Raw genomic sequence first — 26211 nt, 5'->3', positions numbered from 1 at the left:
AGCCAAGTGACCCGTACCAGCCTCACGCGCCGCACGTTTGCTCTTGGCCTTTTGGGCGTGCTGCCGGCTTGCGGTTTCGCGCCGGTCTATGGCCCGAGCGGCGCAGCGACCGCCCTGCAGGGCGCGGTGTTGCCCGACACACCCGTCACGCGCGAGGAATACCTGCTTGTCCGCGAGCTTGAGACACGGCTGGGCCGGGCCAATCCGGGCCGCTACGGGCTGAGCTATTCGATCACCGTCGATAGCGAGGCGGTCGCGATTTCCAGCGAGGACGTGACCACGCGCTACAACCTTTTGGGCGAGGCGATCTATGCGCTACGCGATCTGGAGACGCAGGCGGTCATCACCTCGGGCAAGACCAGCAACTTCACCGGCTATTCTGCATCGGGTACGACCGTGGCAACACAGGCCGCCGAACGGGACGCGCGCGAGCGCCTGATGTCGATCCTTGCAAACCAGATCGTGACGCGCCTTGTCGTGTCCATACCTGCCTCGGGCCTATGAAGCTCAGCCCCCGCGACGCCCCCGGCTATTTCGCGCGCCCCGAAGCAGCGCGGGCGGGCCTGCTGATCTACGGTGCCGATGCCATGCGCATAGCCCTGCGCCGCGCCGAGGTGATCGCGGCCCTTGTCGGCCCTACCGGCGAGGAGGAGATGCGCGTGACGCGCATGCCGGCGGGCGATCTGCGCAAGGATCCCGCGCGGCTCAACGACGCGGTCAAGGCCGCGAGTTTTTTCCCCGGCCCGCGCGTCGCCTTCGTCGAAGACGCGACCGAGGCGCTGGCCGTGCCCATTCTGGCGGCGCTGGACGATTGGCGTGAGGGCGATGCGCAGATCATCGTGACGGCAGGTCAGCTCAAGCCCACATCGAAGCTGCGCAAAACCTTTGAGGCGCATAAGAATGCCTATGCCGCCGCCATCTATGACGAGCCGCCCAGCCGCGCCGAGATCGAGGCGATGCTGCAAAAATCGGGACTGAAGAATATCGGTCAGGAGGCGATGCGCGATCTGAACGATCTGGCCCGCGCGCTCGACCCGGGCGATTTTCGACAGACGATGGACAAGCTGGCGCTATACAAGCTGAACGACGACGGCCCGGTGACGCCCGAGGATATCGCCGCTTGCGCGCCTGCCTCGGTCGAGGCGGATCTGGATGACGTGCTGCATATCGTGGCCGAGGCGCGCTCGGGTGAGATTGGCCCGATGATGAAGCAGCTTCGTGCGCAGGGGGTGCAGCCCGTGGGCCTTGTCATAGCGGCTTCACGGCATTTCCGCGCGCTCTACACGGCGGCGTCCGATCCCGGCGGGGTGTCACAGGGCATGGCACGGATGCGCCCGCCGGTCTTTGGCCCGCGCCGCGACCGGATGCAGCGGCAGGCGCAGGCTTGGGGCGCGGCCAATCTGCAATCGGCGCTGAGCGTGCTGGTGGAGGTCGACCTTGCCCTCCGCTCGGCCGGGCAGACCGCGCCGCAGATGGCGCTGGTCGAGCGCGCGCTGATCCGGCTGGCGATGATGGTGCGGCGCTGAAGCGTCAGCCCTTGGTCGCGGCCTCGATCATGGCAAAGAATTCGGCGCCGGTCATGCGGTGGTGATTGCCGGCCAGGGCATAGCCCTCGGGTTTGGCATCGATGAAGAGTTCCTCTGTCAGAGTAATCCCCGATGGATCATCAAGCGCGCCCATGTTGACGTAATGCATGCCGTGCTGCGGCCCCGGCATGGTCAGGCGAAACCACAGACCACTGCCGCAGCGCGTGCAAAAGGCCCGCTCGCCCCAAGCAGATGAGGTGAAGACGCTGATCGTATCGCCGGAGGTAACAGTCAGACCGTCCTGCGGCACCTCGACCGAGGTGAGGATCCCGCCCGACCATTTTCGGCACATGTCGCAATGGCAGGCACCCGCCTGCGAAATCGGGGTTGTGACGGTGAAGGTTGCGGCGCCGCAGAGGCAGGAGCCGGTATGGGTCATGGGGCGCTCCATCTCTCAGGAAAGCGCCGCAGCGGCGCAGGTTGCTATTCGCTTGTGGCAGGCTCGGATACAGCCTCGGGTGCGGGGTCCGCAGCCGGCTCTTGCGTAGGCGCAGGAGCGGTCTCGGAAGGGGCGGTGCCGGTCTCGCCCGGTTCGGCCGCCAGCGCGCCGTTCTGCCAGCGGCCGGTCTCCTCTTGCCCGGTAGCATAGCGCATCGTGCCGGTGCCCTGCCGCTTGCCATCGACGAAAAGGCCCTCATAGACGTCGCCATTGGCATAGGTGGCAACACCCTTCCCGTTGATCTCGCCATCCTTCCACTCGCCTTCGTAGGTAAAACCGTCGGGCATCTCGATCCGGCCCTGCCCATCGCGCTGCCCGGCGGTAAAGCCGCCTGTATAGACGGTGCCGTCAGGATAGGTCGCGGTGCCGGTGCCTTCACGCTCGCCCTCGATCCAGTCGCCTTCATAGCGGTAGCCATCGGCATATGTCATCACACCACGCCCATGGTTGCGGGCGTTCTTGAACATCCCGTCATAAACCAGCCCGCTGGGATAGGTCGCGCGGCCTTGGCCTTCGATCACCCCATCGACCCACTGGCCCTCGTAGGTGGCGCCATCTGGATAGGTGATCTTGCCCTCGCCATTGGCCAGATCGTCGCGGAATTCGCCCTCGTAGACCGACCCGTCAGGATAGGTCACGCGCCCGGTGCCCGAGATTTTGCCGGCCACCCAAGTACCGGTGTAGACATAGCCATCGGTACCGGTGAACGTGCCCTGACCGTCGCGCTTGTCATTGGCGAATTCGCCCTCATAGACGTCGCCGCCCTCATAAACGACGCGGCCTTCGCCCTCGCGGCGACCGGCCACCAGATCACCCTCGTAGACATCGCCATTGGGCTGGGTCAGCGTGCCCTTGCCGTCGATCTGCCCGTCCTTCCAGAGGCCGGAATAGACCAGACCATCTGGCATGGTCAGCGTGCCGGTGCCATCGCGTGCGCCGCGCTTCACTTCGCCTTCATAGGTGGCGCCATCTGGATAGGTGATGGAGGCGTTACCCTCCTTGATCCCCTCGACCCAGTCGCCCTCGTAGATATAGCCGCCCGGCGAAGTCATCGTGCCACGCCCGTGATGCATCGCGTTCAGGAATTCGCCCTCGTAGCGCACACCATTGGCATAGACGGCCACACCGCGCCCGGTGATCTTGCCGTTGACCCACTGGCCTTCATAGGTGCCGCCATCGGTGAAAACGATCTTGCCGATGCCGTTGGGCTTGCCCAACGCGAACTCGCCCTCATAGACCGATCCGTTCGGAAAGCGGGCCGTGCCGCTGCCCTTGATCTCGCCCTCCTGCCAGTCGCCGGAATATTCATAGCCATTGGGCAGGGTGTAGGTGCCGGTGCCGTGCTGCAGCCCGTCCTTGAACGTGCCCTCATAGACGCCGCCATCATCATATTGCTTGGTCTGGATCGCATCGTCCTGCGCCGCGGCGCCTGTGACCAGCGCACCTGCGCCAAGCGCCAGCGATATGGCGAATACTGTTCGTCTTGCCGTAATGGTTACCATGCTCTGCCCCGGATGCCCTTGCCCGCGCACCCGCGCGGCTTTTGCAGAAGTTAATGGACAGGTCCCATCGGGGCAACGCGATTCGGTCATATCGGCTTTCCTCCGCGTGCGTGTCTGCTAGATGTTGGGGCGCAAAGATAGGAAGTGCCCATGCCCGACAGGTTTCGCCTGACCCTCGCCCAACTCAATCCAACCGTCGGTGATCTGGAGGCAAATGCCGCCATGGCGCGGGATGCGTGGCGGCAGGCCAAGGCGGCGGGGGCCGACATGCTGGCGCTGCCCGAGATGTTTATCACCGGTTACAACACGCAGGATCTGGTGATGAAACCGGTCTTTCACCAGACGGCGATCGAGACGATCGAAGCACTGGCGCGGGGCTGCGCCGACGGCCCGGCCATCGCCATCGGCGGCCCTGCGCTGGAGGGGGCCAAGCTCTGCAACGCCTATTACATCCTGCAGGGCGGCAAGGTGACGGCCTGCGTGCTCAAGCATCACCTGCCCAACGAGACGGTGTTCGACGAGGTGCGGCTTTATGGCTCGGCCCCCGTCGCGGGGCCGTATACGGTGGGCGCCCTGCGCATCGGCAGCCCGATCTGCGAAGATGCCTGGCATGATGATGTGACCGAGACGCTGGCCGAAACGGGGGCCGAAATCCTCTTGGTGCCCAATGGCTCGCCCTATTACCGGGGCAAGATGGAGGTGCGCCAGACCATCATGGTCAGCCGTGTGGTCGAGACGGGGCTGCCGCTGATCTATTTGAACCTCGCCGGCGGACAGGACGATCAGGTGTTCGACGGGGGCAGCTTCGTGTTGAACCCCGGCGGCGCGCTGGCCGTGCAGATGCCGGTCTTCGAGGCGGGCCTTGCGCATGTGGATTTCACGCGCGGCGAGGGCGGCTGGACCGCCGAAAAGGGCGATCTGGCGCATATCCCGGACCTGATGGAGCAGGACTACAACGCCATGGTGCTGGCCCTGCGCGACTATATGCGCAAGACGGGCTTCAAGAAGGTGCTCCTGGGCCTGTCGGGCGGCATCGACTCGGCCATCGTGGCCGTCATCGCCGCTGATGCGCTCGGCCCCGAGAATGTGCGCTGCGTGATGCTGCCATCCGAGTATACCAGCCAGGCGTCGCTGGACGATGCGCAGGGGATGGCCGAGGCGCTGGGCTGCGCCTATGATTTCGTGCCCATCGACGAGGGGCGCGCGGCGATCACGTCCACGCTCGCGCCCCTGTTTGCAGGCACAGAGCCGGGCATCACCGAGGAGAACATCCAGTCGCGCCTGCGCGGGCTGCTGCTGATGGCGATATCCAACAAGTTCGGGGAAATGCTGCTGACCACGGGCAACAAATCCGAGGTCGCCGTGGGCTATGCCACGATCTATGGCGACATGAATGGCGGCTACAACCCGATCAAGGATCTCTACAAGACGCGCGTCTTCGACATGTGCCGCTGGCGCAATGCCAATCACCGGGATTGGATGATGGGCCCGAAAGGCGAGGTGATAGCAAAGCGCATCATCGACAAGCCCCCTTCGGCCGAGCTGCGCGAAGACCAGAAGGACAGCGACTCGCTGCCCGATTATCCGGTGCTGGACGGTATCCTTCAGATCCTTGTCGATGGGGATGGTAGTATTGAGGATTGCGTTCTGGCGGGCTATTCGCGCGAGGATGCCGCCCAGATCGAGCATCTGATCTATATCAGCGAATACAAGCGCTTTCAGTCCGCCCCCGGCACCCGGCTGAGCAAACATGCTTTCTGGCTGGACCGGCGTTACCCCATCGTCAACCGCTGGCGGGATGGGCGCAAGGACTAAAGCGTTTCGCCTTTAACCTGAGACATCAGATAAAGGCGAAACGCGCGCCACATTGAAACGTGGCACGTGTTTCGCGAAAATCAGTGATCCAGGTTTTTCGCGAAACGCTTTAGTCACGCGCTGGCGGCATCCGCCTTTTCCGCGCTCAGGACGCGCCGGGCCGTGCGCGAGGCGTCGTCGATATGCGCGCGCACTGCAGCGCGTGCCGCCTCGGGGTCATGGGCGAGGATTGCGTCATGGATAGCCGTCATATGCGCGATGCCGGGCCGCGCACGGTCCCGTTCAGCCAGCGTCAGGGCGCGTAGCCTGCTGATCCGGCCATTGAGGCGCTGCACGATTTCCCACGCCACGCTATGGCCGGCCTGCGTGAAAATCAGCTCGTAGAAATGCGTGCTGGCCTGCAAAAGCTCGGTCCATGTATCGTCGTCCATGGTATCGGCAAGGGCGCGCAACGCGGCGCTGAGACGCTTGGCAAACCCCTTGTCCTGCGCGGCCGCGCAGGCGGCTGCGGCCGAGCCCTCCAGCTGTCGCCGGATATCATAGATCTGCCTGACCTGATCCCAGTCGAAAGTCGCCACGATGGGCCCGCGATTGGGGATAATCTCGACCAAGCCTTCCGCTTCGAGAAAACGGATCGTCTCGCGGATGACGGTGCGGCTGACGCCCAGCTGGTCGCACAGGGGCCGCTCGACCAGGCGCTCGCCGGGGGCGAAATGCCCCTCGATGATCGCGCTGCGCATTCGCTCCTGCACGATATCGCGCAATGTTTGCGGGGCTTTGTCGATTTTCTGCAGGGCGATTTTTTCAGGATCCATGCGGGATTTCCTAGCAGGTGGCAAATTGGGCAACAAGGATTATTGACTTATGGTATGATGGTATACCATAAGATTGAATGAGAGCCACCCATTTCAGGATGACACCGATGCCCGCCGAAATCAGAAAGACCTTGCTGCATATCGAGACGACTTTGATCGAAGGGGGTAAGGCCGCGCCGACCGCTCTGACACTGATCGCGGCGATGGCCGTGATCCGCAACCCTTGGGCCGGGCAGGGCTTTGTCGAGGATCTGTCGCCGGCCATTCAGGACTGCGCATCGGGGCTGGGCAAGCTGCTGACCGAAATGGTGCTGGAGGCTGCGGGCGGCGGCGACAAGGTGGAGGGCTATGGAAAGTCGGCCATCGTCGGCCTCAATGGTGAGGTCGAGCACGCCTCGGCGCTGATCCACACGCTGCGCTTTGGCAATCACTACCGCAACGCCGTCGGTGCCAAATCCTACCTGTCGTTCTGCAACACGCGCGGTCCGGCCAATGCGCCCCTGATGATCCCGCTGATGGACAAGGATGATGCGGGCAAACGCTCACACTACCTGACGATCCAGACCTCGGTAGCCGATGCGCCCGGCGCGGACGAAATCGTGGTCGCCCTTGGCGCGTCGATTGGCGGGCGTCCGCATCACAGGATCGGGGACCGCTATCAGGACCTCAAGGAGCTGGGCCATGACGTTGACAACCCTGCGGCTGTCTGAGTTCGGCGTAACCGTCGCCTATCGCGACAGCGGCAAGGGCGAGCCTTTGGTCCTCTTGCACGGCGTCGGGATGCAATCGGCGGCATGGGGGCCGCAAATCGCCGAGCTGTCGGGCGACTACCGCGTCATCGCGCTGGATCTGCCGGGGCATGGCGGCAGCGACCGCCTGGCCGAGGGAAGCGAATTGCCTGACTTCGTCGCCTGGTGCCACGCGGCAGTTCTGGCGCTGGATTTGGGCCCGGTCAATATCGCAGGCCATTCCATGGGCGCGCTGATCGCGGCGGGATTTGCTGCCAGCTATCCGCAGCTGACCCGCCGCGTGGCACTTCTGAACGGTGTCTATCGCCGGGATGCCGCCGCGCGCCGCGCGGTAGAGGCGCGGGCCCGCGAGATCCGCAGCGGCCAGATTGATGTGGAGACGCCGCTGGCGCGCTGGTTCGGCGACACCCCTGCCGAGCATGCGGCCAAGGCTCAGGTCGCCGGGTGGCTCCGCGCGGTGGATGCCGCAGGCTATGCCGCCGCCTATACGGCCTTCGCCAGTGGCGATTCGATCTATGCAGGCCAGCTGCGGCAAATCACCTGTCCGCTTTTGGCCATGACCGGCGACGGCGATCCCAACTCGACGCCCGGGATGTCCGCCGCGATGGCGCGCCTTGCGCCGCGGGGCAGGGCCGTCACCATCGCCGGGCACCGGCACATGATCAACCTCACGGCCCCCGCCGAAGTGGGGGCGCATCTGCGCACCTGGCTCACCCAGCCCGCGACACAAAAGGAACTGCAATGACACCGCTCGATTCGCGCAAGCTGCGGAACGCTTTTGGCACATTCATGACCGGGGTGACCGTGGTTACGGCCCGTGACGGCGAGGGAGCGCCACTGGGATTTACGGCAAACTCCTTCACCTCGGTATCGCTGGACCCGCCGCTGGTCTTGGTCTGCCTTGGGAAATCGTCACGGAACTACGATGCACTGGTCGCTGCCAAGGGGTTTGCGGTCAATATCCTGTCCGAGACGCAGATAGAGGTTTCCAACACCTTCGCGCAGCCGGTCGAGGATCGCTTCGCGACCGTCGACTGGCAAGCTGGGCCGCATGGATCGCCCATTCTGGAGGGCGCGTGCGGATGGTTCGATTGCAGCATGCACCGGACAGTCGAGGCCGGGGATCACATCATTCTCATCGGCCAGGTCGAAGCCTTCGGCAGCACCGCCGAGTCTGGCCTTGGCTATGCGCGCGGCGCCTATGTCACGCCCTCCACGGCCACCCACGCGCTGGCGCATGGGGCCAACCTGATCGTCTCGGCGCTGATCGAGAGGGAGGGCCGTGTCCTGCTGGTTGAAGATGGCGCGGGCGGCCTGACCCTGCCGGGGCGCGCCGTGAAGGATGAGGGCGCGTCGACTGCGGTCAAGAAGCTGATCGCGGCCACCGGCGTCGAGGCGCAGCCCGGCTTTGTCTACTCGGTCTTCGAAGATGTGGATCGCAGGCGCCAGCATATCTCGTTCCTGTGCCAAGGAGTCGGCGGCGTGCCGGCCAGGGGGGCGTTCACCGCCCTTGATACGGCGGTGCTGTCTTCGGTGTCCGACCCGGCCATCAGGACCATGCTGACGCGCTTTGCCGCGGAGACCACGCTGGGCCACTACGGCATCTATTACGGCGATCAGACCAGCGGCGAAGTCCGCCCGGTGGCTTGAGAGGAGGCGTCACATGCGGTTTTCACTGTTCGTCCACATGGAGCGGCTGTCGCCCGACGAGGATCAAAGGCAGCTCTATGACAACTTCATCGCGCTCTCCAAGATTGCCGATGCCGGCGGGATGCATGCAGTCTGGACCGGCGAGCATCACGGCATGGATTTCACCATCGCCCCGAACCCGTTCCTGAATCTGATCGACCTCGCGCGGCAGACCAAAAACGTGCGCCTGGGTACGGGCACCGTAATCGCGCCCTTCTGGCATCCGATCCGTCTGGCGGGCGAGGCGGCGATGACCGACATGATCGTCGATGGCCGGCTGGACCTTGGCATCGCGCGCGGCGCCTACAGTTATGAATATGAGCGCATGATGCCGGGTATGGATGCGTGGGATGCGGGCCTGCGCCTGCGCGAGCTGGTCCCGGCGGTAAAGGGCCTCTGGAAGGGCGACTATGCGCAGGAAGGCGTCTATCATTCCTTTCCGGCGACCACCTCGTCGCCCAAACCGGTGCAAAAGAACGGTCCGCCCATCTGGATTGCCGCGCGCGATCCCAACAGCCACGAGTTTGCCGTGGCGCAGGGCTGCAACGTGCAGGTGACGCCACTCTGGCAGGGCGATGGCGAAATCACCCGCCTGATGGAGACATTCAACGCCGCTTGCGCCAAATTCCCCGACATACGTCGGCCCGAGATCATGCTGCTGAACCACACATATATCGCCGCCGACGCCGAGGATGCCCGGCAGGCGGCAGAAGAGATCAATCGCTTCTATTGCTATTTCGGGGCCTGGTTCAAAAACGAGCGCGCCGTGTCCCAGGGCCTGATCGAGACGCTGAGCGAGGACGAGATTGCAAGCCATCCCTTCTATTCGCCCGAGGCGATGCTGCGCGACAATGTCATCGCGACCGCGCCCGAAGCGATTGGCCGGATTCAGGCCTATGCCGATCTGGGCTATGACGAGTATTCCTTCTGGATCGACAGCGGCATGAGTTTCGAGCGCAAGAAAGCGTCGCTCGAGCGCTTCATCAAGGACGTGATGCCCGCGTTTGCATAAGGGGAAGGCCATGCGAGAGTTTCAGCAGTATATCGGCGGGGCCTTCTCGGACGCCGCCGCCCGGTTTGAAAGCCGCGATCCCGCGACGGGGCAGGTCTGGGCGCTGATGCCCGAGGCGCGCGAGGCCGATGTGGAGGCTGCCGTGGATGCAGCGGACGCCGCATTTCTGTCGCCCGAATGGGCCGGCATGAGCGCTTCGGCGCGCGGCAAGCTGCTGCTGCGGCTGGCCGATCTGGTGGCCGAGAACGCGCAATCCCTGGCCAAGATCGAGACACGCGATACCGGCAAGATCATCCGCGAAACCACGGCCCAGATTGCCTATGTGGCCGAGTATTACCGCTATTATGCGGGGCTTGCCGACAAGATCGAGGGCGCGCATCTGCCCATCGACAAGCCTGACATGGAGGTCTGGCTGCGCCGCGAGCCCATCGGCGTCGTCGCGGCCATCGTGCCCTGGAACTCTCAGCTGTTCCTGGCGGCGGTCAAGATAGGCCCGGCGCTGGCCGCCGGGTGCACGGTGGTCCTGAAAGCCTCGGAAGAGGCCCCGGCGCCGATGCTGGAATTCGCGCGCCTCTTTGACCGCGCGGGGTTTCCGCCAGGTGTGCTGAACGTCATCACCGGGTTCGGCCCGCGCTGTGGCGCGGTCCTGACGCGCCATTCAAAGGTGGACCATGTCGCCTTCACCGGCGGGCCGGAAACCGCGCGGCATGTCGTGCGCAACTCGGCCGAGAACCTCGCCTCGACCTCGTTGGAGTTGGGCGGGAAATCCCCCTTCATCGTTTTCGAGGATGCCGATATCGACAGCGCGGTGAATGCGCAGGTCTCGGGCATCTTTGCCGCCTCGGGACAAAGCTGCGTCGCAGGATCGCGTCTTGTGATCTCGAATGCGATAAAGGATGTTTTTCTGAGCCGTCTCAAGACCAAGGCCGAGGCGGTGATCATCGGTGCGCCGGACGACATGGCGACCGAGGTGGGCCCGCTCTGCACCATGGCGCAAGTCGAAACGGCCATTGACCTGATCGATCGTTCAAAGGCGGCTGGGGCCACCGTCATCACGGGCGGAACGCGTGCGCAGCGTGACGGAAACTACTTCGCGCCCACGATCATCGACTGCTCGAACGCGCCCGATGCGCCTTGCCTGACGGGCGAATTCTTCGGCCCGGTCCTGTCGGTTCTTGCCTTCGACACCGAGGAGGAGGCGCTGCGCATCGCCAACGATACCGAGTACGGCCTTGCCTCTGGTGTCTTTACCAGGGATCTGACCCGCGCCCACCGGATGATCCGGGGCCTGCGCGCGGGTATCGTCTGGGTGAACACCTACCGCGCCGTCAGCCCCATCGTGCCCTTCGGCGGCCACGGCCTCAGCGGTCACGGGCGCGAAGGCGGTCTGCAGGCGGCGTTGGATTACACCAGGGTCAAGGCCGTCTGGCTGCGCACCAGTGACGCGCCGATTCCTGATCCTTTTGTCATGCGCTGACGCTGCAATGACCTGGCGGCCTCCGCGCAAAATGTCGCGGGAACGGAACGGGACGGGCAGGCATTGAGTGGCCAAGCCCTCAAAAGAGATCCCATGTCCGATAGGCGCCTCTTGATCCTGTTCTACACTACCTATGGCACCAACCATCAGATGGCCGAATGCGCAGTCGATGCCGCCCGCGAGGCCGGAGCAGATGTGCGCCTGCGCCGCGTCCGCGAGACGGCGCCGCAGGATGTCATCGACGCACAGGACGCCTGGAAGGCCCAGATCGAGCGCATGAAGGACATTCCCGAGGCCGCGCCCGAAGATATGGAATGGGCCAGCGCGCACCTGGTTTCTGCGCCGATGCGCTTTTCCGCGATGTCCAGCCAGATGCAGGCCTTTTTCGACACGCTCGGCCCGCTTTGGCAGAAGGGCGTCATGGCGGGCAAGGTGGCGGGGTAGTGGCCCGGCGAATGGTCCGCGTGTATCCTTAAAGCCCGTGTTGAAAATCTTCCTGCGGCAGTGTCTTGTGTGGCCTTGATGTCGGCGTGACTGTGGCCTGCCAAGGGCATCATCCAAACCGCTCCGGGAACAGTATCGGCATGGACATATCAAAGGAAATCTATCCGGGCGGCTACTACGGGCTTCTCAAGACACATGAGAAGAAGAAATTGCCGTTCTTCAATGTGGAAAAGGTCCTGCCGCCTGCAGATGTCGATCTGGCGGCCTTGGCCGAGGAAATCGTCATCGCGCCCACGCAGCAGCCCGAGGCGTTCGAGCGGGGCGATATGCGGGCCAGGCACGCGCTGCTGCAAGCCGAGTTCGCGGGGCAAAGCCGTCTCTTGCTGCTTCATGCGCTGCTGATCGCGATCCAGCGCAAGGCGAACCCGCCCGAAGCGGCCATAGCCTTGTTTCAGCGCCTCTGGGCGGAATGCGGCCCGCGTCTGGCCAAGGATCTGACTGTGCGATGGAAAATCTCGGCCGCCACGACCTTTGCCGACCACGGCACCACCTTCGAGCAGCGGTCGCTGGGCATGGGGCTGTCGATACTCTTTGACATGGTCAAGCTGCATGATAGCGAAAGGCGGCTCTCGGGTCAGCCGGGCCGCCGCCCTTTCAAGCCGGATCGCGGGGCGCCGCGATACCCGCTGGCTTTCGGGATGGAGCCCTACTCCCTCAAGAGGGGCGATCTGGACCGCACCATGCTTGCGCGGCTTTGGGCGCTGTCGGAGGCGGACCCTGTCATCGCCCCGCTCGCCCGGTCCATGCTGACCCTCGTCATGTCTGACGCGCGGTCGATCTTCGCGCGGGTGCAGCGCCTCAAACCGGCAAAGGCTCAGGATGATGAGGACGCTATGCTGGGCGCCATCTTGCGGGGCGACGCCCCCTGACGGTGCGAGCGCGGCGCCGCGTCACTCCCACCAGCGGTCGATGCTGGCGATATCGTCATCGGACCAGCCGAAATGATGCGCGAATTCGTGTATCGTGACATGGGCGACCAGCTCCTCCAGCGTGACACCGTCGCGGGTGGCCAGTTCGGAAAGGATGGGCTGGCGGAAAAGCCAGACGGTATCGGCCCAAGGCTCGGGATAGGCCGCTGACTTTTGTGTCATCGGCACGCCGTCATAAAGGCCGGTCAGCATCAGTGGATCGTCGATGTCCAACTCAGCCAGCATTCGGACATCGGGCAAGTCCTCAACCTGCAGTACGACCTCGCGCGCGACAGCGGCAAAGGGTGCGGGCAGCGCCTCGACGGTGGCGAGGGCGATTTCCTCGATCCGGGCGAGGCTGGCGGCAATGTCGGGCGCATATGTCATCCGCCCCATATGGGGCGTGCACCGCGCAAAGGAAAGCTGCGCGGCGCGTGTCTTTGTCGGTGGACGGGTCAGAGGCGCAGCTGATAGCTTTCGGGGATATAGCCGTAGCCATCGCCGCGCTTTTCGACAAAGCCCATGGCGGGGAAAGGCATATGGTAGCCGATGAACGGCATCCGCTCGGCCACGAGCATATCCAGCAGCTTGCGGCGTGTCGCGGCGGCGGCGGATTTGTCCATGTCGAACTTGACCTCCCAGTCGGGCTGCTCCAGCGAGAAGACGGGGTGATTGGCGAAATCTGCGGCGATCAGCAGGGACTTGCCCTCGCTTTCCAGCCTGTAGGCCATGTGGCCGGGAGTGTGGCCGAACGCCTCGACTGCGGTGATGCCTGGCGCCGCCTCGTCGCCGGGGGCGATCATCGTGGTTTGCTCGGCCAAGGGGCGCATCTTGGCGTCGAACGTGTCATTTCCGGCGGCGGCCCAATGGTCATACTCGGTGGAGCCGGTGATATAGCGGGCATTGGGGAAGGTCGCGGCATCCTCGCCGCGCAGGCCGCCTATGTGGTCGCCATGCATATGGGTCACGACAACGATATCGACCTGATCCGGCGTGTATCCCGCCGCCTCCAGCGCGGCGGTGATCCCTTCGGGGTTCATGCCTGTGTCGAAGAGCACCAGCGCCTCGCCGGTATTGACCAGCGTCGGCGTAAAGAAGAACTGTGCCGCATCCACCGGCAGATAGGCATCGCGCGCCACTTTTTCGAAGGCGGCATCGTCGACATTGAGGCCAAAGATCGAATGCGGATCGTCGCGGGGGGCCGTCGCGGCCAGCAACGTCGTCACCTCGAACCCGCCCAGGGCGATGCGGCGGTGGATGGCGGCGGAGGCGCCCATCATCGGGGCGGCGGCATTCGCGACATGCGCCAGCGGCAATGCGGCGGCGGCGCCCAGCAGGCTGCGGCGGGTCATGTTGAATCGTGTCACGCGGTGTCTCCTTTGTGGATGCAATGGGTCGGGCAAAGGGTAGCGCGGCGTCCCATGCCGCACGCTCACGTTTTTGTGAGCGCCGGCGCAGCCTCGCTAGAGCGGCAGCCGCAGCCGCAGAAACCCGCCTTGCGTTTCACCAATATCCTCGGCGCCGGTACTTTTCAGCGCCGCGCGGTCATTGCGCAGTGGCAGGCCGGTGTCCAGCAGCACAGTGGTGCCGGGCATCGGCACAAATCGCCAGTTGAGGTGGTAATCTGGCGGCGGCGCCAGCGGCGTGCGGGCGATATCCTCGATCAGGTCCTGACGCAGAAGGCTGGGCGAGATATGCACGATTCGCTCTTGCGGGGTAGGGCCGAAGGCACCGGCGCCGAAGGCCCGGTAGGTGTTCGTCGCCAGGACAAAGCGATCCTTGTCGGCCACAGGACGGCCTTGATATGCCAGCGCGCGGATGCGGCCCCCCCCTGATCTCAGAAGCGTGCCCATGCGGGTGAACATCGGTGGCGCGGACAAGTCGATCTCATAGGTCAGACCCGAGATGACGTCGAAATCGTGGCCCGGCACCTCCATGTCGCGCAGCATCTGGTCCGGCGCGCCGGGCACGATGGTGGCAAAGCAGATCGCCGCCCGTTCAAGCCAGTCGCGCAGGCCCGCGCCGGTGATCAGCAACCCGCATAGCCGGTTGGGAAAGGGATAGAGGTTGGCCGCGTGCCGATAGGAGAGCGTGCCTTTGGGCAGATCGGTGAAATTGCGCGGACCGCCGCGCCCGCCGGTCTTGAAAGGCGGTGTGGCCGAGAGGATCGGCAGGCCCTCATGCACCGTGCCCGTCAGAGCGCGCTGCATCAGCCGCGTCTGCACCGCGTTCAGGGCGGCCACCGATGGATCGGGCCGTGCTAGTGCCAAATAGCTGTGCAGACGCATTTGCGATGTGCCGATCGGACGGCGCATATGGCGCAGGGTCATGTCATGCGCTGGCCCCAATGCCGCCTCCAGCGGCGCATCGGGCGGCACTGCGGCCACGCCGCGCAGCTCGGCATGGCGGGCACGGCTGTGCCACCGCCCGTTTTTGACCGTCAGGGTCAGGTCCAGCACGCCCAGATGCCCGCCGCAGGCCCCTGCCATCAGCGCGGGCGTTCCAGCCAGAAGGCCGCGCGTATGATCCACGCCGCCCGGGTTGCCGGCCTCGGCCCCTCCGGGCTGCGGAAAGAGACCGTGGCTATGCCCTGTCATGATCGCGTCCACGCCGTCGATGCGGGCCAGTGTCAGGGCGGCGTTCTCGGCCATGGCGTCAGGCGCATCGGGGTCGATGCCGCTATGGGCCAGAAGGATCACGATATCTGCGCCCTCAACGCGCAGGCGCGGAACGGCCTCGCGCGCTGCCGCGACCATGTCATGCGCTTCCAGCCGGCCCGCCAAATGGATGTGATCCCACATTGTGATTTGCGGCGGCACCAGTCCCACTACGCCGATGCTGAGCGGACGGCGCGTGCCGTCCTCGCATGTCACCTCACGCTCAAGGATCAGATGCCGGGCGACGGGCCAGGCCGCGCTCGTGCCGTCACGGGCGCAGGGTGCATCCACATTCGCGCAGGTAAAGGGAAACTGCGCGCGGCGCAGAGTGCCTGCCAGCCAGTCGAGGCCAAAGTTAAACTCGTGATTGCCTAGCGACGCCGCGTCATAGCCCAGCTGGTTCATCGCCGCGATGACAGGGCTTGGCCCTGTCCAGCATCCGTTCGGGCATGTGGTCAGATCCCCGATCGGGGTGCCCTGCAGCGCATCGCCATTGTCGAACAGGAGCGTATTGACCGCCTCGGCGCGGGCAGAGCGTATCGCGGTGGCAATCCGCACGAGGCCGTAAGGACGGTCGCCTTCGTCGGCGTAGTAATCATAAGCCATCAAATGCGCATGCAGATCGGTCGTGCCCAATAGGCGCAGTTGCGCCACGGTGCCGTCTGGCAGCGGCGCGGAGGCACTGTCGTGCCGGGCCTCGCTGGTGGATCCTTGGCTCATACGCTCTCCTTGCGGCACGGCTTTATCCGACTGCCCCATCGGCGTATTGCAGCCATGAGGTTTTTCAAAGACTTATGATACAACTCTAAGGAGATTTACGTTGAATGTCGCCCCACTGTTGCCCGCAGGCCATGCACGGCTTGCACAGGCGCGGCGATCATGGCACCTCAGGCAGGTTGAAAACAGCAAGGATGGCGCGCCGTGAAACTGGCAGAGACCGTGACTTTCGCAGGCAGCACGCTCGACCGCGCCGCCGAGCTGCGCGGGACCGACCTGGCGGCGGCTGCGGCGGCGGCCGGGGGCGAGACGATCCTGATGTGGCGCGGCAAGCCGCTGGTCGAAGCGGCCACGCTCTCGGCCCTCGTGCGCCTGCCGCTGGATCACCCGGTGCTTGAGGGCGCGCGGCGCATTCTGCTGGGCCGGGACGCGGCCGGACGCCTGATCTTTGCGCATGACATCTCGCATTGGGTGCCGGAGGAGGCACCAGCATCGCTCGACACCTTCTCGGACCCCAGCGAGCAGCGGCATCCCGCATTGCCGCAATGCCAGGCCTTTGCCGAACTGCGCCGCATCATGACGCTGCTGGACCCCGAGGATGCTGCGCAGGCCTCGACCGCGCGCGGGATTTTCGGCTGGCACGATATCCACGGCTTCTGTGCACGCTGCGGCGCGGCCAGCGACATCGTTCTGGCGGGCTGGCAGCGCATCTGCCCCTCTTGCGGCGCACATCACTTTCCGCGCACCGATCCGGTGGTGATCATGCTGATTACCATGGGCAATTCCGCGCTGCTCGGGCGCTCGCCCGGCTGGCCGGAGGGGATGTATTCGCTGCTCGCCGGTTTTGTCGAGCCGGGCGAGACGCTGGAGGCCGCGGTGCGCCGCGAGGTTCTGGAGGAAACGCAGGTGCGTGTGGGCGCGGTCGATTATCTGGCCAGTCAGCCCTGGCCTTTCCCCGCGTCGCTGATGATGGGGATGCGCGGCACGGCGCTGAGCCGCGAAATCACCATCGATCCGAACGAGATCGAGGATGCCGTCTGGATCACCCGCGAAGACCTGATGGAGGCTTTTGCAGGTCAACATCCCTTCCTTTCCCCCGCGCGCGAAGGCGCAATCGCTCAGTTCCTGCTTCGCAACTGGCTTGCAGATACGCTGGATTGAGGCGACAATGGCTGCCAAAGATCCGCCGCAGGCCCGACGGGCCTTGCTCAGCGGGCGACAGCAGACAGGCGGACCCAGACCATGATTTTTACCACCCGCGAGGATATCGAAGCGCCGATTGATTTCGTGTTTGCCCAACTGTCGGATTTCGCCGCGCTTGAGCGGTCGATCCTGCGGCGCGGCGCCGAAGTGCAGCGCAAGGTCGATCGGGCGCCGCCCGCCGCCGGAATGGCGTGGGACGCAGCATTCGACCTCAAGGGCAAGCGGCGCCAGATGGAGGTCACCCTGGTTACCTATGATCCGCCCGGCGCGATGAGGTTTGAAGGCAAGGGCAAGTCGCTGAATTGCGATCTTTCGGTCGAACTGGTGGCCCTGTCACGCGGACGCACCCGCGTCGCCCTCACCAGCGAATTGGCCCCGCTGAACCTGTCGGCACGGCTGATGCTCCAATCACTGAAACTGGCGCGCGGCAACCTGACCAAGCGGTTCGAGATGCGGGTCGCCTCCTACGCCAAGGATCTCGAGGACAAGTACAAGCGCCACGCGTGACCACGCCGCGACAGGCATGTCAAAAGGCGCCGGACGGGATCCGGCGCCTTTGGTCATGTTCGTGAATGGGCAGCTTCAGGCAGTCGTGCGCTCGGCACGGTCTCCGATATCGCGGGCGGCCGGCAGATCTAGCCCCCCGCGCTCCTCGCGGCTGAGTTCGCTGATCTGGTAGCCGTCTTCGCGGTCCGCGATGTCGCGGCTCGAGATCTGGTAGCCGTCTGCGCGGTCACCGATATCGCGGGCGGCGGGCAGATCCAGACCGCCACGCTCGTCGCGGCTGAGTTCGCTGATCTGGTAGCCGTCTTCGCGGTCCGCGATGTCACGGCTCGAGATCTGGTAGCCGTCTGCACGGTCGCCGATATCGCGGGCGCTGATCGGATAGCCGTCTGCACGGTCGCCGATATCGCGGGCTGCGATCGTGTCGAAGGCCCCGCCGGTGAGGTTGGCGGAGAGAGCGGTGGTTGCGGTTGCGGCAATCAGGGCGAAAAGAGCAAAGCGTGTCATATCATTTTCCTTTTTCTGTCTATCGTTTGGCATGTCAGCGCGGCGGTATCGCTGCGCCATGACCAAGATATGGACCCATCGGTCCAATACGGAAACCCATCTCGCCACCCTGTGATCCCGGCCTTGCGGGCAGACACGCGGGCGTGACTGCGGGGATGATCCCGCGTGAGTGTTTGAAATGTAGCCAGCATGAAAAAGCGCCCGTCGAAGGAGCCGACGAGCGCTAAAAATCACTGATAATCAGGGGATTGGCTAATCCCGGCGCGGATCGCGCGGGTAGACGCCGAGGATATTGACCTGGCTGGTGAAGTAGTCGAGCTCTTCCAGCGCCAGTGCAACGTTTGCGTCCTCGGGGTGCCCCTCGACATCCGCATAGAATTGCGTGGCCGAGAACGACCCGCCGACCATGTAGCTTTCCAGCTTGGTCATGTTGACGCCATTCGTCGCAAAGCCGCCCATCGCCTTGTAGAGCGCGGCCGGAATGTTGCGCACTTCGAAGACGAAACTGGTGATCATCCCCGCCTCGCCGCGGCGGCTCAGATCCGGCGTCTCGGACATGATCAGAAAGCGCGTCGTGTTGTTGCCCTCATCCTCGATCCCGGTGGCCAGAACATCGAGACCATAGATGCTGCCCGCCAGCGGGCTGGCCAGCGCGGCGGTGGCCGGATCGTTCAGCTCGGAAACCTCGCGGGCCGAACCTGCGGTATCGGCGCCGGTGATGCGTGTAATGCCATGCTCGGCCAAAAAGGCGCGGCACTGGCCCAGCAGCATGGGATGGCTCATCGCCTGCTTCACGCGCGACAGCGGCGTGCCCGGAACGGCGAGCAGCGCGATTTCGACGCGCACGAACGCCTCGCCGATGATGTGCAGCCCGCTGCCCGGCAGCAGATGGTGGATGTCGGCCACGCGCCCGAAAGTCGAATTCTCGACCGGCAGCATCGCCAGATTTGCCGCGCCGCTGCGCACCGCCTCGATCGCGTCCTCGAACGTGCGGCAGGGAAGGGGCGTGGCATCGGGATAGGTCTGGATGCAGGCCTGATGGGAATAGGCGCCCGGCTCGCCCTGAAAGGCTATGGTGTGGCTCATGTTGCTGCAATCCCTTTCATGCACCCCGTCCCGGCGCCAAAGGCGGCCGGCGGGCATTTGGTCGCGGAAACTATACCTTGCGCAAGGGGAGGGGAAGCGGATAGATACGCGGCCAACGGATATCAAATGGAAGCGGGCTCATGTTCGATACAATGACATTGACCAAAATTCTGGGCGGCTTCGCGGGCGCCTTTCTGGTGTTCCTGCTGGGCAAGTTCGCGGCCGAGACACTGTATCATGCCGACGCTGGCGGTCACCATGATGGCGAGGTCGTGCAGGGCTACATGATCGACACAGGTGGTGACGAAGGCGGCGAGGAAGAGGCCGCTGGCCCGACCTTCGAAGAGGTCTTTGCCTCCGCCGATGCCGGCAAGGGCGAGCGCGTCTTCAACAAGTGCAAGGCCTGTCACAAGCTGGAGCAGGGCGAGAATTCGACCGGTCCCTATCTCTATGGCGTGGTCGGGCGCGAAGTCGACACCGCCGCCGGCTATGGCTATTCCGGTGCGCTGGAAGAGGTTGCCGACGTCTGGACGCCGGAGAACCTGAACCATTTTCTCGAAGATCCGCAGGGCTACGCTCCCGGCACCTCGATGGGCTTTTCCGGCCTTGGCAAGCTTGAGGACCGCGCGAACCTGATCGCCTATCTGTCGACCATCGGCGGCTGATTGCCGCGTCATTGACGCCTGAAGGCCGCTCTCTCTGCCGGGAGGGCGGCCTTTTTCATGCCGAAGGCTGTGCGACGGGGCGCGCATGACGTAAGGTCCGGCCCCTTGCGGCGCACCTGACAAAGTTTTTACCCGCTTGAATGTCGCGCCCGCCCTCCTTTAGCGTGCGGCATGTATATACGTATCGCATATGCATCATTCTGGAGGGATGGCATGACATTGGCACAAAGCCCAACGCTGGCGGCCGCAGGGCGCACGCTGCACACGCCGCGCCCCGCCCTTTGGATGCGCGGCGCTTTGGCCGGGCTGGCTATTGCGGCGCTGATGGCGCAGGGCGCGCTGGCCGTAGAGGACAGCGCCAATGCAGAGGCCAGCGGCGCGCAGGGCGATCAGGAGATCATCCGCAGCCATGGCTACAGCTATTTCGGGGATCTGAAATATCCCGCGGACTACCCGCATTTCGATTACGTCAATCCCGATGCGCCGAAGGGCGGAGAAGTCTCGCTGGCCGTGACCGGATCCTTCAGCTCGATGAACCCCTATTCGCGCAAGGACCGCGCGGGCGCCTATTCCTGGATGGCCTATGAGAGCCTGCTCGGCGACATGCCCGCGACAAGCGAGGGCCTGCCTGCGGACGTCTATGGCGAATCCTACGGCCTTCTGGCGGAGAGTCTGGAATATGACGCGGGCAAGACATGGGTCATCTTCCACATGCGCCCCGAGGCGCGGTTTTCCGACGGGACGCCCGTGACAGCGCATGACGTCGTATTCTCGCACAACCTCTTTCTGGAGCAGGGGCTGCAGTCCTATGCCGAAGCGGTCAAGCGCCGCGTGACGGGCGCCGAGGCCCTCGACGATCACACGGTGAAATTCACCTTCGCGGAAGGCATCTCGCGCCGGTCACTGGTGGATCAGGTGGGCAGCGTCCCGGTCTTTCCCAAGGCATGGTACGAGGAAACCGGCGCGCGTCTTGACGAGCCGCGCATGGACCCCGCGCCCGGCTCTGGCCCTTATGTCCTGGAAAGTGCCGTGGCCGACCGCAGCATCACGTATCAGCGCAACCCCGATTACTGGGGCCGCGATCTGCCCATCAATGTAGGGCGGCACAATTTCGATACGATCAGCGTGACGTATTTCGCCGATGATGCGGTCGCCTTTCAGGCGTTCACGGCGGGCGAATACACCTTCCGCCAGGAAACCACGTCCAAGACATGGGCGACGGGCTATGATTTTCCGGCGGTGCAAGAAAACTGGGTCAAGCTGGAGGAAATCCCCGACGGCTCGCCGCCGACGCCGGCCGGTTTCGTGTTCAACCTTGGCCGTGAAAAGCTGCAGGATCCGCGTGTGCGCGAGGCGATCGCGCTGGCCTTCAATTTCGAATGGACGAATGAGAGCCTGCAATACGGCCTGTTCGAGCAGCGCCACAGCTTTGTTCAGGATACGCCCCTCGAGGCGATGGGCCCGCCCGAGGGAGCCGAGCTGGAGCTGCTGCAAAGCCTTGGTGATCTGGTTCCGCCCGAGATGCTGAGCGAGCCGGCCGTGCGCGCCCATAGCTCGGACGCCAGCCAGCTGACGGACCGGCGCAACCTGCGCCGCGCGATGAAGCTGCTGGACGAGGCGGGCTGGCCCGTCGACGCATCCGGCCAGCGCCGCAATGCTGCGGGCGAGCCGCTGATCATCGAGCTGCCGATCTCGTCCGCGGGCTCGGCGACGATCGGTGCCGTGGTGCAGAACTTCATAAACAATCTCGATGCAATGGGCATCGATGCGCGCATGGACAAGATCGACTCGTCGCAATACACGCTGCGCAATCGCGACCGCGACTATGACCTCATTTTTGACAATTACATGTCCTTCCTGCAGCCCGGCACCGGCCTGATGCAGCGCTTTGGCTCGGCCGAGGCCGAGTTCAGCCTGTTCAATCCCGCCGGTCTCGCCAGCCCGATGGTGGATGCGATCATCAATGTTGCGCTGGAAACGGATGATCTGGAAATGCAGAACGCCGCGCTGATGGCCCTTGACCGCGCTCTGCGCCATGAGCGCTTCATGATCCCCGTCTGGTATAATGATGCGCATTGGGTCGCCTATTGGGACAAGTTCGCCCATCCCGATCCCATGCCGCCCTACGCTCTGGGCGTTCTCGATTTCTGGTGGGTCGATGCCGAAAAGGCTGCTGCGCTCGAAGCCTCGGGCGAGCTGAGGTAGCGCGGCGATGGGGGCCTACATCCTGCGGCGCCTGCTGCTGATCATCCCGACGCTTCTGGGCATCATGGTGATCAACTTTGCCCTCGTGCAATTCGTGCCGGGCGGGCCGGTCGAGCAGGCGATTGCCAACATGCAGGGCAAGGGCGACGTCTTTGACAGTTTTGCGGGCGGCGGCAACGACGCGGGACAGGACATGGGCGCGCAGGGCGGCGAGAGCCAATATGTCGGTGCACGCGGTTTGCCGCCCGAGATGATTGCCGAGCTGGAAAAGCAGTTCGGCCTCGACAAGCCGCCGCTTGAGCGGTTCGGCCTGATGATGTGGAACTACATGCAGTTCGACTTCGGCGAGAGCTATTTTCGCAAGATCAGCGTGACCGACCTGGTGCTGGAGAAGATGCCGGTGTCGATCTCGCTTGGCCTCTGGTCGACCCTGATCGCCTATCTCATCTCGATCCCGCTGGGCGTCTCCAAGGCGGTGCGCGACGGCAGCAGTTTTGACACCTGGACGAGCGGGGTGATCATCGTGGCCTACGCGATTCCCGCATTTCTTTTTGCCATCATGCTGCTGGTGCTGTTCGCGGGTGGGAGTTACTGGAAGATATTCCCGTTGCGCGGCCTCACCTCGGACGAGTTCGAGACCTATTCGTTGGTGGGCAAGGCGATCGATTACTTGTGGCACATCGCGCTGCCCGTGCTGGCCAGCACCATTGCCGCCTTCGCCACGCTGACGCTGCTGACCAAGAACAGTTTTCTCGATGAGGTGAAGAAGCAATACGTGATCACGGCCCGCGCCAAGGGCTTGTCGGAGAAAAGGGTGCTTTACGGCCATGTCTTTCGCAACGCGATGCTGATCGTCATCGCGGGCTTTCCGACGGTCTTCATCGGCATCTTCTTTGGTGGGTCGGTCCTGATCGAGACGATCTTTTCGCTGGATGGGCTGGGGCGCCTGGGCTTCGAGGCTGCTGTTGGCCGCGATTATCCGGTGATGTTCGGCACGCTGTTTTTATTTGGCCTGATCGGGCTGGTGGTGAACATCTTCAGCGATCTGATGTATGTGCTGGTCGATCCGCGCATCGACTTCGAAAAGCGGGAGGGATGATGACCGGGGCCGCTGTAATATCGGGCCAGGCAGGGGGGCTTTGCCCCCCGAGCCGAAAATTCGGGGAATTTTCGGCCCTCCCCCCAGGATATTTTTCGCCAGAAGATACAAGGGGCGAATGCTGAATGGCTCTGTCTCCGCTCAACCAGCGCCGGTGGCGCAACTTTCGGCGCAACCGGCGCGCACTCTGGTCGCTGATCCTTTTCTGCCTCGTTTTCGGGTTGAGCCTCTTTGCCGAGTTCCTGGCGAATGACAAGCCGATCCTGGTGCAGTACCGGGGTGAGTACTATACGCCTATCTTTCAGTTCTATCCTGAGACGGAATTCGGCGGAGATTTCAGGACCGAGGCGGTCTATCGCGACCCGGAAGTGCGCTGTCTGATCGCGTCGGGGGGGCTCGATGCCTGCTTCGACGATCCTGAGGGGATCATCGCGGATGCCGGTGACGGTGTGGTTTCAGGCGAAGACATCCAGCGCGGCTGGGCCATCTGGCCGCCTATTCCCTACAGCTACGACACGCCCGTCGATCGTCCCGGTGCAGCGCCACTACCGCCCAATGCGCAGAACCTCTTGGGCACCGACAATACCAAGCGGGACGTGCTGGCGCGGGTCATATATGGATTTCGCCTGTCGGTGATGTTCACGCTGATCGTCACGACGCTCGCCTCGATCATCGGCATCGCGGCGGGTGCGGTGCAGGGGTATTTTGGCGGCTGGCTGGACCTGACCTTCCAGCGCTTTATCGAGATATGGGCGGCGACACCGCAGCTTTATGTGATCATCATCCTCTTCGCGATTCTGCCAAGGGGGTTCTGGCTATTGGTAGGGATCACTGTGCTCTTTGGCTGGATGGCGCTGGTAGGCGTGGTGCGGGCTGAATTCCTGCGCGCGCGCAATCTGGAATACGTGCGCGCGGCCAAGGCGCTGGGCGTCAGCAACCGGCGCATCATGTTCCGCCATATGCTGCCAAACGCCATGGTGGCGACGCTGACCATGCTGCCGTTTGTCATCACCGGCACGATCAGCCTGCTGGCGGGGCTCGATTTCCTCGGCTTCGGCCTTCCCTCCTCGTCGCCCTCGCTGGGCGAGCTGACGCTCCAGGCGAAACAGAACCTGCAGGCGCCGTGGCTGGCCTTCACCGCCTTTTTCGCCTTCGCGATCATGCTGTCGCTACTGGTCTTCATCTTCGAGGGCGTGCGCGATGCGTTCGACCCCAGAAAGACGTTTCAATGAGTCTTCTGACGGTCGAGAACCTGACCATCGCCTTTCGGCAGGATGGGGTGCTGGCCAAGGCCGTGCATGGTGTCAGCTTTACCGTGGACCGGGGCGAGACTGTCGCGCTGGTGGGCGAGAGCGGCTCGGGCAAGTCGGTGACGGCGCTCAGTACGGTCTCTTTGTTGGGTGATGCAGCCGAGGTGGGCGGCTCGGTGCGCTATGATGGGCAGGAGTTGATCGGTGCGCCGGCCAAGGTACTGCGGCGCGTGCGGGGCAATGATATCAGCTTCATTTTCCAGGAGCCGATGACGTCGCTCAACCCGCTGCACACGCTGGAAAAGCAGCTGGGTGAGTCGCTGGCGCTGCACCAGGGGCTGACCGGAGCGGAGGCGCGGGCCCGTATCATCGAGCTGCTGACCGAGGTGGGCATCCGCGACGCCGAGAGCCGTCTGGGCGCCTATCCGCATCAGCTCAGCGGCGGGCAGCGGCAGCGTGTGATGATCGCGATGGCACTCGCGAACAAGCCCGATATTCTCATTGCAGACGAGCCGACGACAGCGCTGGACGTTACGATTCAGGCGCAGATCCTGGAATTGCTGGCCGAATTGAAGAGCCGCGATATGGGGCTGCTCTTTATCACCCATGACCTCAGCATCGTGCGGCGCATCGCCGACAAGGTCTGCGTGATGAAGGATGGGATGATCGTCGAGGCGGGGCCGACGGCGGAGGTCTTTGGCAATCCGCAGCACGCATATACCCGCAAACTTCTGGGCGCGCAGCCCTCGGGGCGCCCGGAGCCGGTGGCCGAGGATGCGCCCGTGGTGGCCGAGGCCGAGCATTTGCGGGTGTGGTTCCCGATCCAAAAGGGCTTTCTGAAAAAGACCGTCGGCCATGTGAAGGCGGTCAATGACGCCAGCCTCAGCGTGCGCGCGGGCGAGACGCTGGGCCTTGTCGGGGAATCGGGGTCGGGCAAGACGACGCTGGCGCTGGCGATGATGCGGCTCATTGGCTCGGAAGGGCGCATCACCTTTTGCGGCGAGGACGTGAACGGGTGGAACACACGGCAGCTGCGTCGCCGCCGCGCCGACATGCAGATTGTCTTTCAGGACCCGTTCGGAAGCCTGAGCCCCCGCATGACCTGCGCCGAAATCATTGCCGAGGGTCTGGGCGTGCATGGCCAGCCGGACGGGCCTGCTGGCAAGGTCTCGCAGCGCGATCTGGTGGCCCGGATGCTGGACGAAGTCGAACTTCCGCGTGATGCGATGGACCGCTACCCGCATGAATTCTCGGGCGGGCAGCGCCAGCGTATCGCCATCGCGCGCGCCATGATCCTGCGGCCCAAGCTGCTTGTCCTGGACGAGCCGACCAGTGCGCTGGACATGACGGTTCAGGTGCAGATCGTGGACCTCTTGCGCCGGCTGCAACAGAAATACGGGCTGGCCTATCTCTTCATTTCTCATGACCTCGCGGTGGTGCGCGCGATGAGCCACAAGATCATGGTGATGAAACAGGGCGACGTGATCGAGGCGGGCAGCGCCGAGGACCTTTTTGAGCGGCCCCAGACGGAATACGCGCAGACGCTGCTGCGCGCGGCGCTCGATACGCACGGTTAAGGCCCCACCCCAAGACAGGGCGGGGCGATAGATTAATCCCGGCGGCGCGCGGTCAGATGCGCCTCGATCTCGGCCTCGCGGCGCGAGTCGTAACGGGAGCGGCGGCCTTGATGGCCTTTTGCTTCGGGTTGGCGGGCGGCTGTCATGAAAGATTTGGCGAAGATACTCAGCATGGGGTTTTCCTCTCATACTCTGGTGATGTCCTATACAGATGCGCCCAAACGTGGCAGTATGCGAGTCTGAAA

26 protein-coding genes are annotated in these 26211 nt (G+C 64.0%); 17 read left to right on the top strand and 9 right to left on the bottom strand.

Annotated elements, in window-relative coordinates:
- The first annotated feature begins 6 nt into the window (after positions 1-6).
- Together lptE and holA are read left to right on the top strand one after the other, a co-directional pair.
- Positions 7-504 (top strand): LPS assembly lipoprotein LptE, encoded by a 498-nt coding sequence (gene lptE / locus ACEWPM_RS13635; protein WP_393962718.1) that lies wholly within the window; start codon positions 7-9, stop codon positions 502-504.
- Entirely contained in the window at positions 501-1526 is a 1026-nt protein-coding gene (gene holA / locus ACEWPM_RS13630) for a DNA polymerase III subunit delta (protein ID WP_393962719.1), read from the top strand. The genes lptE and holA overlap by 4 nt, the downstream gene beginning before the upstream one ends.
- A gap of 4 nt (positions 1527-1530) precedes the next feature.
- Here the strand turns inward: holA and ACEWPM_RS13625 are convergent, their stop codons facing one another.
- Positions 1531-1965, bottom strand: coding sequence for a GFA family protein (locus ACEWPM_RS13625; protein WP_393962720.1), 435 nt, complete (start codon positions 1963-1965; stop codon positions 1531-1533).
- Between the two features lie 44 nt (positions 1966-2009).
- Positions 2010-3527, bottom strand: a complete 1518-nt coding sequence (locus ACEWPM_RS13620; protein ID WP_393962721.1) for an MORN repeat-containing protein — start codon at positions 3525-3527, stop codon at positions 2010-2012.
- Between the two features lie 150 nt (positions 3528-3677).
- Here ACEWPM_RS13620 and ACEWPM_RS13615 point away from each other — a divergent pair, with 150 nt between their 5' ends.
- A complete protein-coding gene (locus ACEWPM_RS13615) occupies positions 3678-5342 on the top strand; it encodes an NAD+ synthase (RefSeq protein ID WP_393962722.1) in 1665 nt (554 codons plus the stop codon).
- A 113-nt stretch (positions 5343-5455) separates the two neighbouring features.
- On the opposite strand, the gene ACEWPM_RS13610 is transcribed toward ACEWPM_RS13615, so the two are convergent.
- Positions 5456-6157 carry a GntR family transcriptional regulator gene (locus ACEWPM_RS13610; protein ID WP_393962723.1) on the bottom strand — a complete coding sequence of 234 codons (702 nt, stop codon included), beginning with the start codon at positions 6155-6157 and terminating at the stop codon, positions 5456-5458.
- 107 nt (positions 6158-6264) lie between these two features.
- Between ACEWPM_RS13610 and ACEWPM_RS13605 the strand changes: the two genes are divergently transcribed.
- The 7 genes from ACEWPM_RS13605 (at position 6265) to ACEWPM_RS13575 (ending at position 12457) form a co-directional block, all read left to right on the top strand.
- Positions 6265-6867, top strand: coding sequence for an amino acid synthesis family protein (locus ACEWPM_RS13605; protein ID WP_393962724.1), 603 nt, complete (start codon positions 6265-6267; stop codon positions 6865-6867).
- Complete coding sequence (locus tag ACEWPM_RS13600; RefSeq protein WP_393962725.1) at positions 6839-7651, top strand: alpha/beta fold hydrolase; 813 nt, start codon at positions 6839-6841, stop codon at positions 7649-7651. Before ACEWPM_RS13605 ends, ACEWPM_RS13600 begins: the two co-directional genes overlap by 29 nt.
- On the top strand, positions 7648-8556 hold the full coding sequence (locus ACEWPM_RS13595; RefSeq protein WP_393962726.1) for a flavin reductase: 909 nt from the start codon (positions 7648-7650) through the stop codon (positions 8554-8556). The genes ACEWPM_RS13600 and ACEWPM_RS13595 overlap by 4 nt, the downstream gene beginning before the upstream one ends.
- A gap of 13 nt (positions 8557-8569) precedes the next feature.
- Positions 8570-9607, top strand: coding sequence for an LLM class flavin-dependent oxidoreductase (locus ACEWPM_RS13590; RefSeq protein ID WP_393962727.1), 1038 nt, complete (start codon positions 8570-8572; stop codon positions 9605-9607).
- Positions 9608-9617: 10 nt separating this feature from the next.
- Complete coding sequence (locus tag ACEWPM_RS13585) at positions 9618-11084, top strand: aldehyde dehydrogenase (protein ID WP_393962728.1); 1467 nt, start codon at positions 9618-9620, stop codon at positions 11082-11084.
- Between the two features lie 93 nt (positions 11085-11177).
- Entirely contained in the window at positions 11178-11528 is a 351-nt protein-coding gene (locus tag ACEWPM_RS13580; RefSeq protein WP_393962729.1) for an NAD(P)H-dependent oxidoreductase, read from the top strand.
- Between the two features lie 140 nt (positions 11529-11668).
- Positions 11669-12457, top strand: coding sequence for a hypothetical protein (locus tag ACEWPM_RS13575; RefSeq protein WP_393962730.1), 789 nt, complete (start codon positions 11669-11671; stop codon positions 12455-12457).
- A 21-nt stretch (positions 12458-12478) separates the two neighbouring features.
- On the opposite strand, the gene ACEWPM_RS13570 is transcribed toward ACEWPM_RS13575, so the two are convergent.
- The 3 genes from ACEWPM_RS13570 to ACEWPM_RS13560 all read right to left on the bottom strand — a co-directional run bounded on the left by ACEWPM_RS13570 (position 12479) and on the right by ACEWPM_RS13560 (position 15873).
- A complete protein-coding gene (locus ACEWPM_RS13570) occupies positions 12479-12883 on the bottom strand; it encodes a metallopeptidase family protein (RefSeq protein WP_393962731.1) in 405 nt (134 codons plus the stop codon).
- Between the two features lie 68 nt (positions 12884-12951).
- Entirely contained in the window at positions 12952-13848 is an 897-nt protein-coding gene (locus ACEWPM_RS13565; RefSeq protein ID WP_393962825.1) for an MBL fold metallo-hydrolase, read from the bottom strand.
- A 111-nt stretch (positions 13849-13959) separates the two neighbouring features.
- On the bottom strand, positions 13960-15873 hold the full coding sequence (locus ACEWPM_RS13560) for a bifunctional 2',3'-cyclic-nucleotide 2'-phosphodiesterase/3'-nucleotidase (RefSeq protein WP_393962732.1): 1914 nt from the start codon (positions 15871-15873) through the stop codon (positions 13960-13962).
- A 201-nt stretch (positions 15874-16074) separates the two neighbouring features.
- On the opposite strand from ACEWPM_RS13560, the gene nudC reads away from it, so the two are divergent.
- Together nudC and ACEWPM_RS13550 are read left to right on the top strand one after the other, a co-directional pair.
- The gene (gene nudC / locus ACEWPM_RS13555; protein WP_393962733.1) at positions 16075-17031 is read left to right on the top strand and encodes an NAD(+) diphosphatase; all 957 of its coding nucleotides are present in this window, start codon (positions 16075-16077) and stop codon (positions 17029-17031) included.
- An 81-nt stretch (positions 17032-17112) separates the two neighbouring features.
- Positions 17113-17580 carry an SRPBCC family protein gene (locus tag ACEWPM_RS13550; protein ID WP_393962734.1) on the top strand — a complete coding sequence of 156 codons (468 nt, stop codon included), beginning with the start codon at positions 17113-17115 and terminating at the stop codon, positions 17578-17580.
- Between the two features lie 75 nt (positions 17581-17655).
- Here the strand turns inward: ACEWPM_RS13550 and ACEWPM_RS13545 are convergent, their stop codons facing one another.
- Both ACEWPM_RS13545 and ACEWPM_RS13540 read right to left on the bottom strand, forming a co-directional pair.
- Entirely contained in the window at positions 17656-18084 is a 429-nt protein-coding gene (locus ACEWPM_RS13545; RefSeq protein WP_393962735.1) for a hypothetical protein, read from the bottom strand.
- Positions 18085-18336: 252 nt separating this feature from the next.
- Positions 18337-19170: a prephenate dehydratase gene (locus ACEWPM_RS13540; RefSeq protein ID WP_393962736.1), complete on the bottom strand. Its 834-nt coding sequence runs from the start codon at positions 19168-19170 to the stop codon at positions 18337-18339.
- A 140-nt stretch (positions 19171-19310) separates the two neighbouring features.
- Here ACEWPM_RS13540 and ACEWPM_RS13535 point away from each other — a divergent pair, with 140 nt between their 5' ends.
- From ACEWPM_RS13535 to ACEWPM_RS13515, 5 genes are all read left to right on the top strand, one after another.
- The gene (locus tag ACEWPM_RS13535; RefSeq protein WP_393962737.1) at positions 19311-19835 is read left to right on the top strand and encodes a c-type cytochrome; all 525 of its coding nucleotides are present in this window, start codon (positions 19311-19313) and stop codon (positions 19833-19835) included.
- 213 nt (positions 19836-20048) lie between these two features.
- The gene (locus ACEWPM_RS13530) at positions 20049-22040 is read left to right on the top strand and encodes an extracellular solute-binding protein (RefSeq protein WP_393962738.1); all 1992 of its coding nucleotides are present in this window, start codon (positions 20049-20051) and stop codon (positions 22038-22040) included.
- A 7-nt stretch (positions 22041-22047) separates the two neighbouring features.
- Positions 22048-23139: a microcin C ABC transporter permease YejB gene (locus tag ACEWPM_RS13525; RefSeq protein WP_393962739.1), complete on the top strand. Its 1092-nt coding sequence runs from the start codon at positions 22048-22050 to the stop codon at positions 23137-23139.
- A gap of 125 nt (positions 23140-23264) precedes the next feature.
- Positions 23265-24371: an ABC transporter permease gene (locus ACEWPM_RS13520; protein ID WP_393962740.1), complete on the top strand. Its 1107-nt coding sequence runs from the start codon at positions 23265-23267 to the stop codon at positions 24369-24371.
- Positions 24368-25966, top strand: a complete 1599-nt coding sequence (locus ACEWPM_RS13515) for an ABC transporter ATP-binding protein (RefSeq protein WP_393962741.1) — start codon at positions 24368-24370, stop codon at positions 25964-25966. The genes ACEWPM_RS13520 and ACEWPM_RS13515 overlap by 4 nt, the downstream gene beginning before the upstream one ends.
- Before the next feature lie 32 nt (positions 25967-25998).
- Here ACEWPM_RS13515 and ACEWPM_RS13510 read toward each other — a convergent pair whose 3' ends face one another.
- Positions 25999-26139: a hypothetical protein gene (locus ACEWPM_RS13510; RefSeq protein WP_393962742.1), complete on the bottom strand. Its 141-nt coding sequence runs from the start codon at positions 26137-26139 to the stop codon at positions 25999-26001.
- Positions 26140-26211: the final 72 nt, after the last annotated feature.

This window comes from Roseovarius maritimus (assembly GCF_043355895.2).
GTDB lineage: Bacteria > Pseudomonadota > Alphaproteobacteria > Rhodobacterales > Rhodobacteraceae > Roseovarius > Roseovarius maritimus.
The sequence above is the reverse complement of the archived record's forward strand: the minus strand, read 5'-3'. Positions and strand labels throughout refer to the sequence as shown.

What these genes read in the sequence shown, in the direction of transcription:
- holA (WP_393962719.1), top strand. Translation starts at nt 501, where the DNA reads ATGAAGCTCAGCCCCCGCGACGCCCCCGGCTATTTCGCGCGCCCCGAA.
- ACEWPM_RS13625 (WP_393962720.1), bottom strand. Translation starts at nt 1,965, where the DNA reads ATGACCCATACCGGCTCCTGCCTCTGCGGCGCCGCAACCTTCACCGTC.
- ACEWPM_RS13620 (WP_393962721.1), bottom strand. Translation starts at nt 3,527, where the DNA reads ATGGTAACCATTACGGCAAGACGAACAGTATTCGCCATATCGCTGGCG.
- ACEWPM_RS13615 (WP_393962722.1), top strand. Translation starts at nt 3,678, where the DNA reads ATGCCCGACAGGTTTCGCCTGACCCTCGCCCAACTCAATCCAACCGTC.
- ACEWPM_RS13610 (WP_393962723.1), bottom strand. Translation starts at nt 6,157, where the DNA reads ATGGATCCTGAAAAAATCGCCCTGCAGAAAATCGACAAAGCCCCGCAA.
- ACEWPM_RS13605 (WP_393962724.1), top strand. Translation starts at nt 6,265, where the DNA reads ATGCCCGCCGAAATCAGAAAGACCTTGCTGCATATCGAGACGACTTTG.
- ACEWPM_RS13600 (WP_393962725.1), top strand. Translation starts at nt 6,839, where the DNA reads ATGACGTTGACAACCCTGCGGCTGTCTGAGTTCGGCGTAACCGTCGCC.
- ACEWPM_RS13595 (WP_393962726.1), top strand. Translation starts at nt 7,648, where the DNA reads ATGACACCGCTCGATTCGCGCAAGCTGCGGAACGCTTTTGGCACATTC.
- ACEWPM_RS13590 (WP_393962727.1), top strand. Translation starts at nt 8,570, where the DNA reads ATGCGGTTTTCACTGTTCGTCCACATGGAGCGGCTGTCGCCCGACGAG.
- ACEWPM_RS13585 (WP_393962728.1), top strand. Translation starts at nt 9,618, where the DNA reads ATGCGAGAGTTTCAGCAGTATATCGGCGGGGCCTTCTCGGACGCCGCC.
- ACEWPM_RS13580 (WP_393962729.1), top strand. Translation starts at nt 11,178, where the DNA reads ATGTCCGATAGGCGCCTCTTGATCCTGTTCTACACTACCTATGGCACC.
- ACEWPM_RS13575 (WP_393962730.1), top strand. Translation starts at nt 11,669, where the DNA reads ATGGACATATCAAAGGAAATCTATCCGGGCGGCTACTACGGGCTTCTC.
- ACEWPM_RS13570 (WP_393962731.1), bottom strand. Translation starts at nt 12,883, where the DNA reads ATGACATATGCGCCCGACATTGCCGCCAGCCTCGCCCGGATCGAGGAA.
- ACEWPM_RS13565 (WP_393962825.1), bottom strand. Translation starts at nt 13,848, where the DNA reads ATGACCCGCCGCAGCCTGCTGGGCGCCGCCGCCGCATTGCCGCTGGCG.
- ACEWPM_RS13560 (WP_393962732.1), bottom strand. Translation starts at nt 15,873, where the DNA reads ATGAGCCAAGGATCCACCAGCGAGGCCCGGCACGACAGTGCCTCCGCG.
- ACEWPM_RS13550 (WP_393962734.1), top strand. Translation starts at nt 17,113, where the DNA reads ATGATTTTTACCACCCGCGAGGATATCGAAGCGCCGATTGATTTCGTG.
- ACEWPM_RS13545 (WP_393962735.1), bottom strand. Translation starts at nt 18,084, where the DNA reads ATGACACGCTTTGCTCTTTTCGCCCTGATTGCCGCAACCGCAACCACC.
- ACEWPM_RS13540 (WP_393962736.1), bottom strand. Translation starts at nt 19,170, where the DNA reads ATGAGCCACACCATAGCCTTTCAGGGCGAGCCGGGCGCCTATTCCCAT.
- ACEWPM_RS13535 (WP_393962737.1), top strand. Translation starts at nt 19,311, where the DNA reads ATGTTCGATACAATGACATTGACCAAAATTCTGGGCGGCTTCGCGGGC.
- ACEWPM_RS13530 (WP_393962738.1), top strand. Translation starts at nt 20,049, where the DNA reads ATGACATTGGCACAAAGCCCAACGCTGGCGGCCGCAGGGCGCACGCTG.
- ACEWPM_RS13525 (WP_393962739.1), top strand. Translation starts at nt 22,048, where the DNA reads ATGGGGGCCTACATCCTGCGGCGCCTGCTGCTGATCATCCCGACGCTT.
- ACEWPM_RS13520 (WP_393962740.1), top strand. Translation starts at nt 23,265, where the DNA reads ATGGCTCTGTCTCCGCTCAACCAGCGCCGGTGGCGCAACTTTCGGCGC.
- ACEWPM_RS13515 (WP_393962741.1), top strand. Translation starts at nt 24,368, where the DNA reads ATGAGTCTTCTGACGGTCGAGAACCTGACCATCGCCTTTCGGCAGGAT.
- ACEWPM_RS13510 (WP_393962742.1), bottom strand. Translation starts at nt 26,139, where the DNA reads ATGCTGAGTATCTTCGCCAAATCTTTCATGACAGCCGCCCGCCAACCC.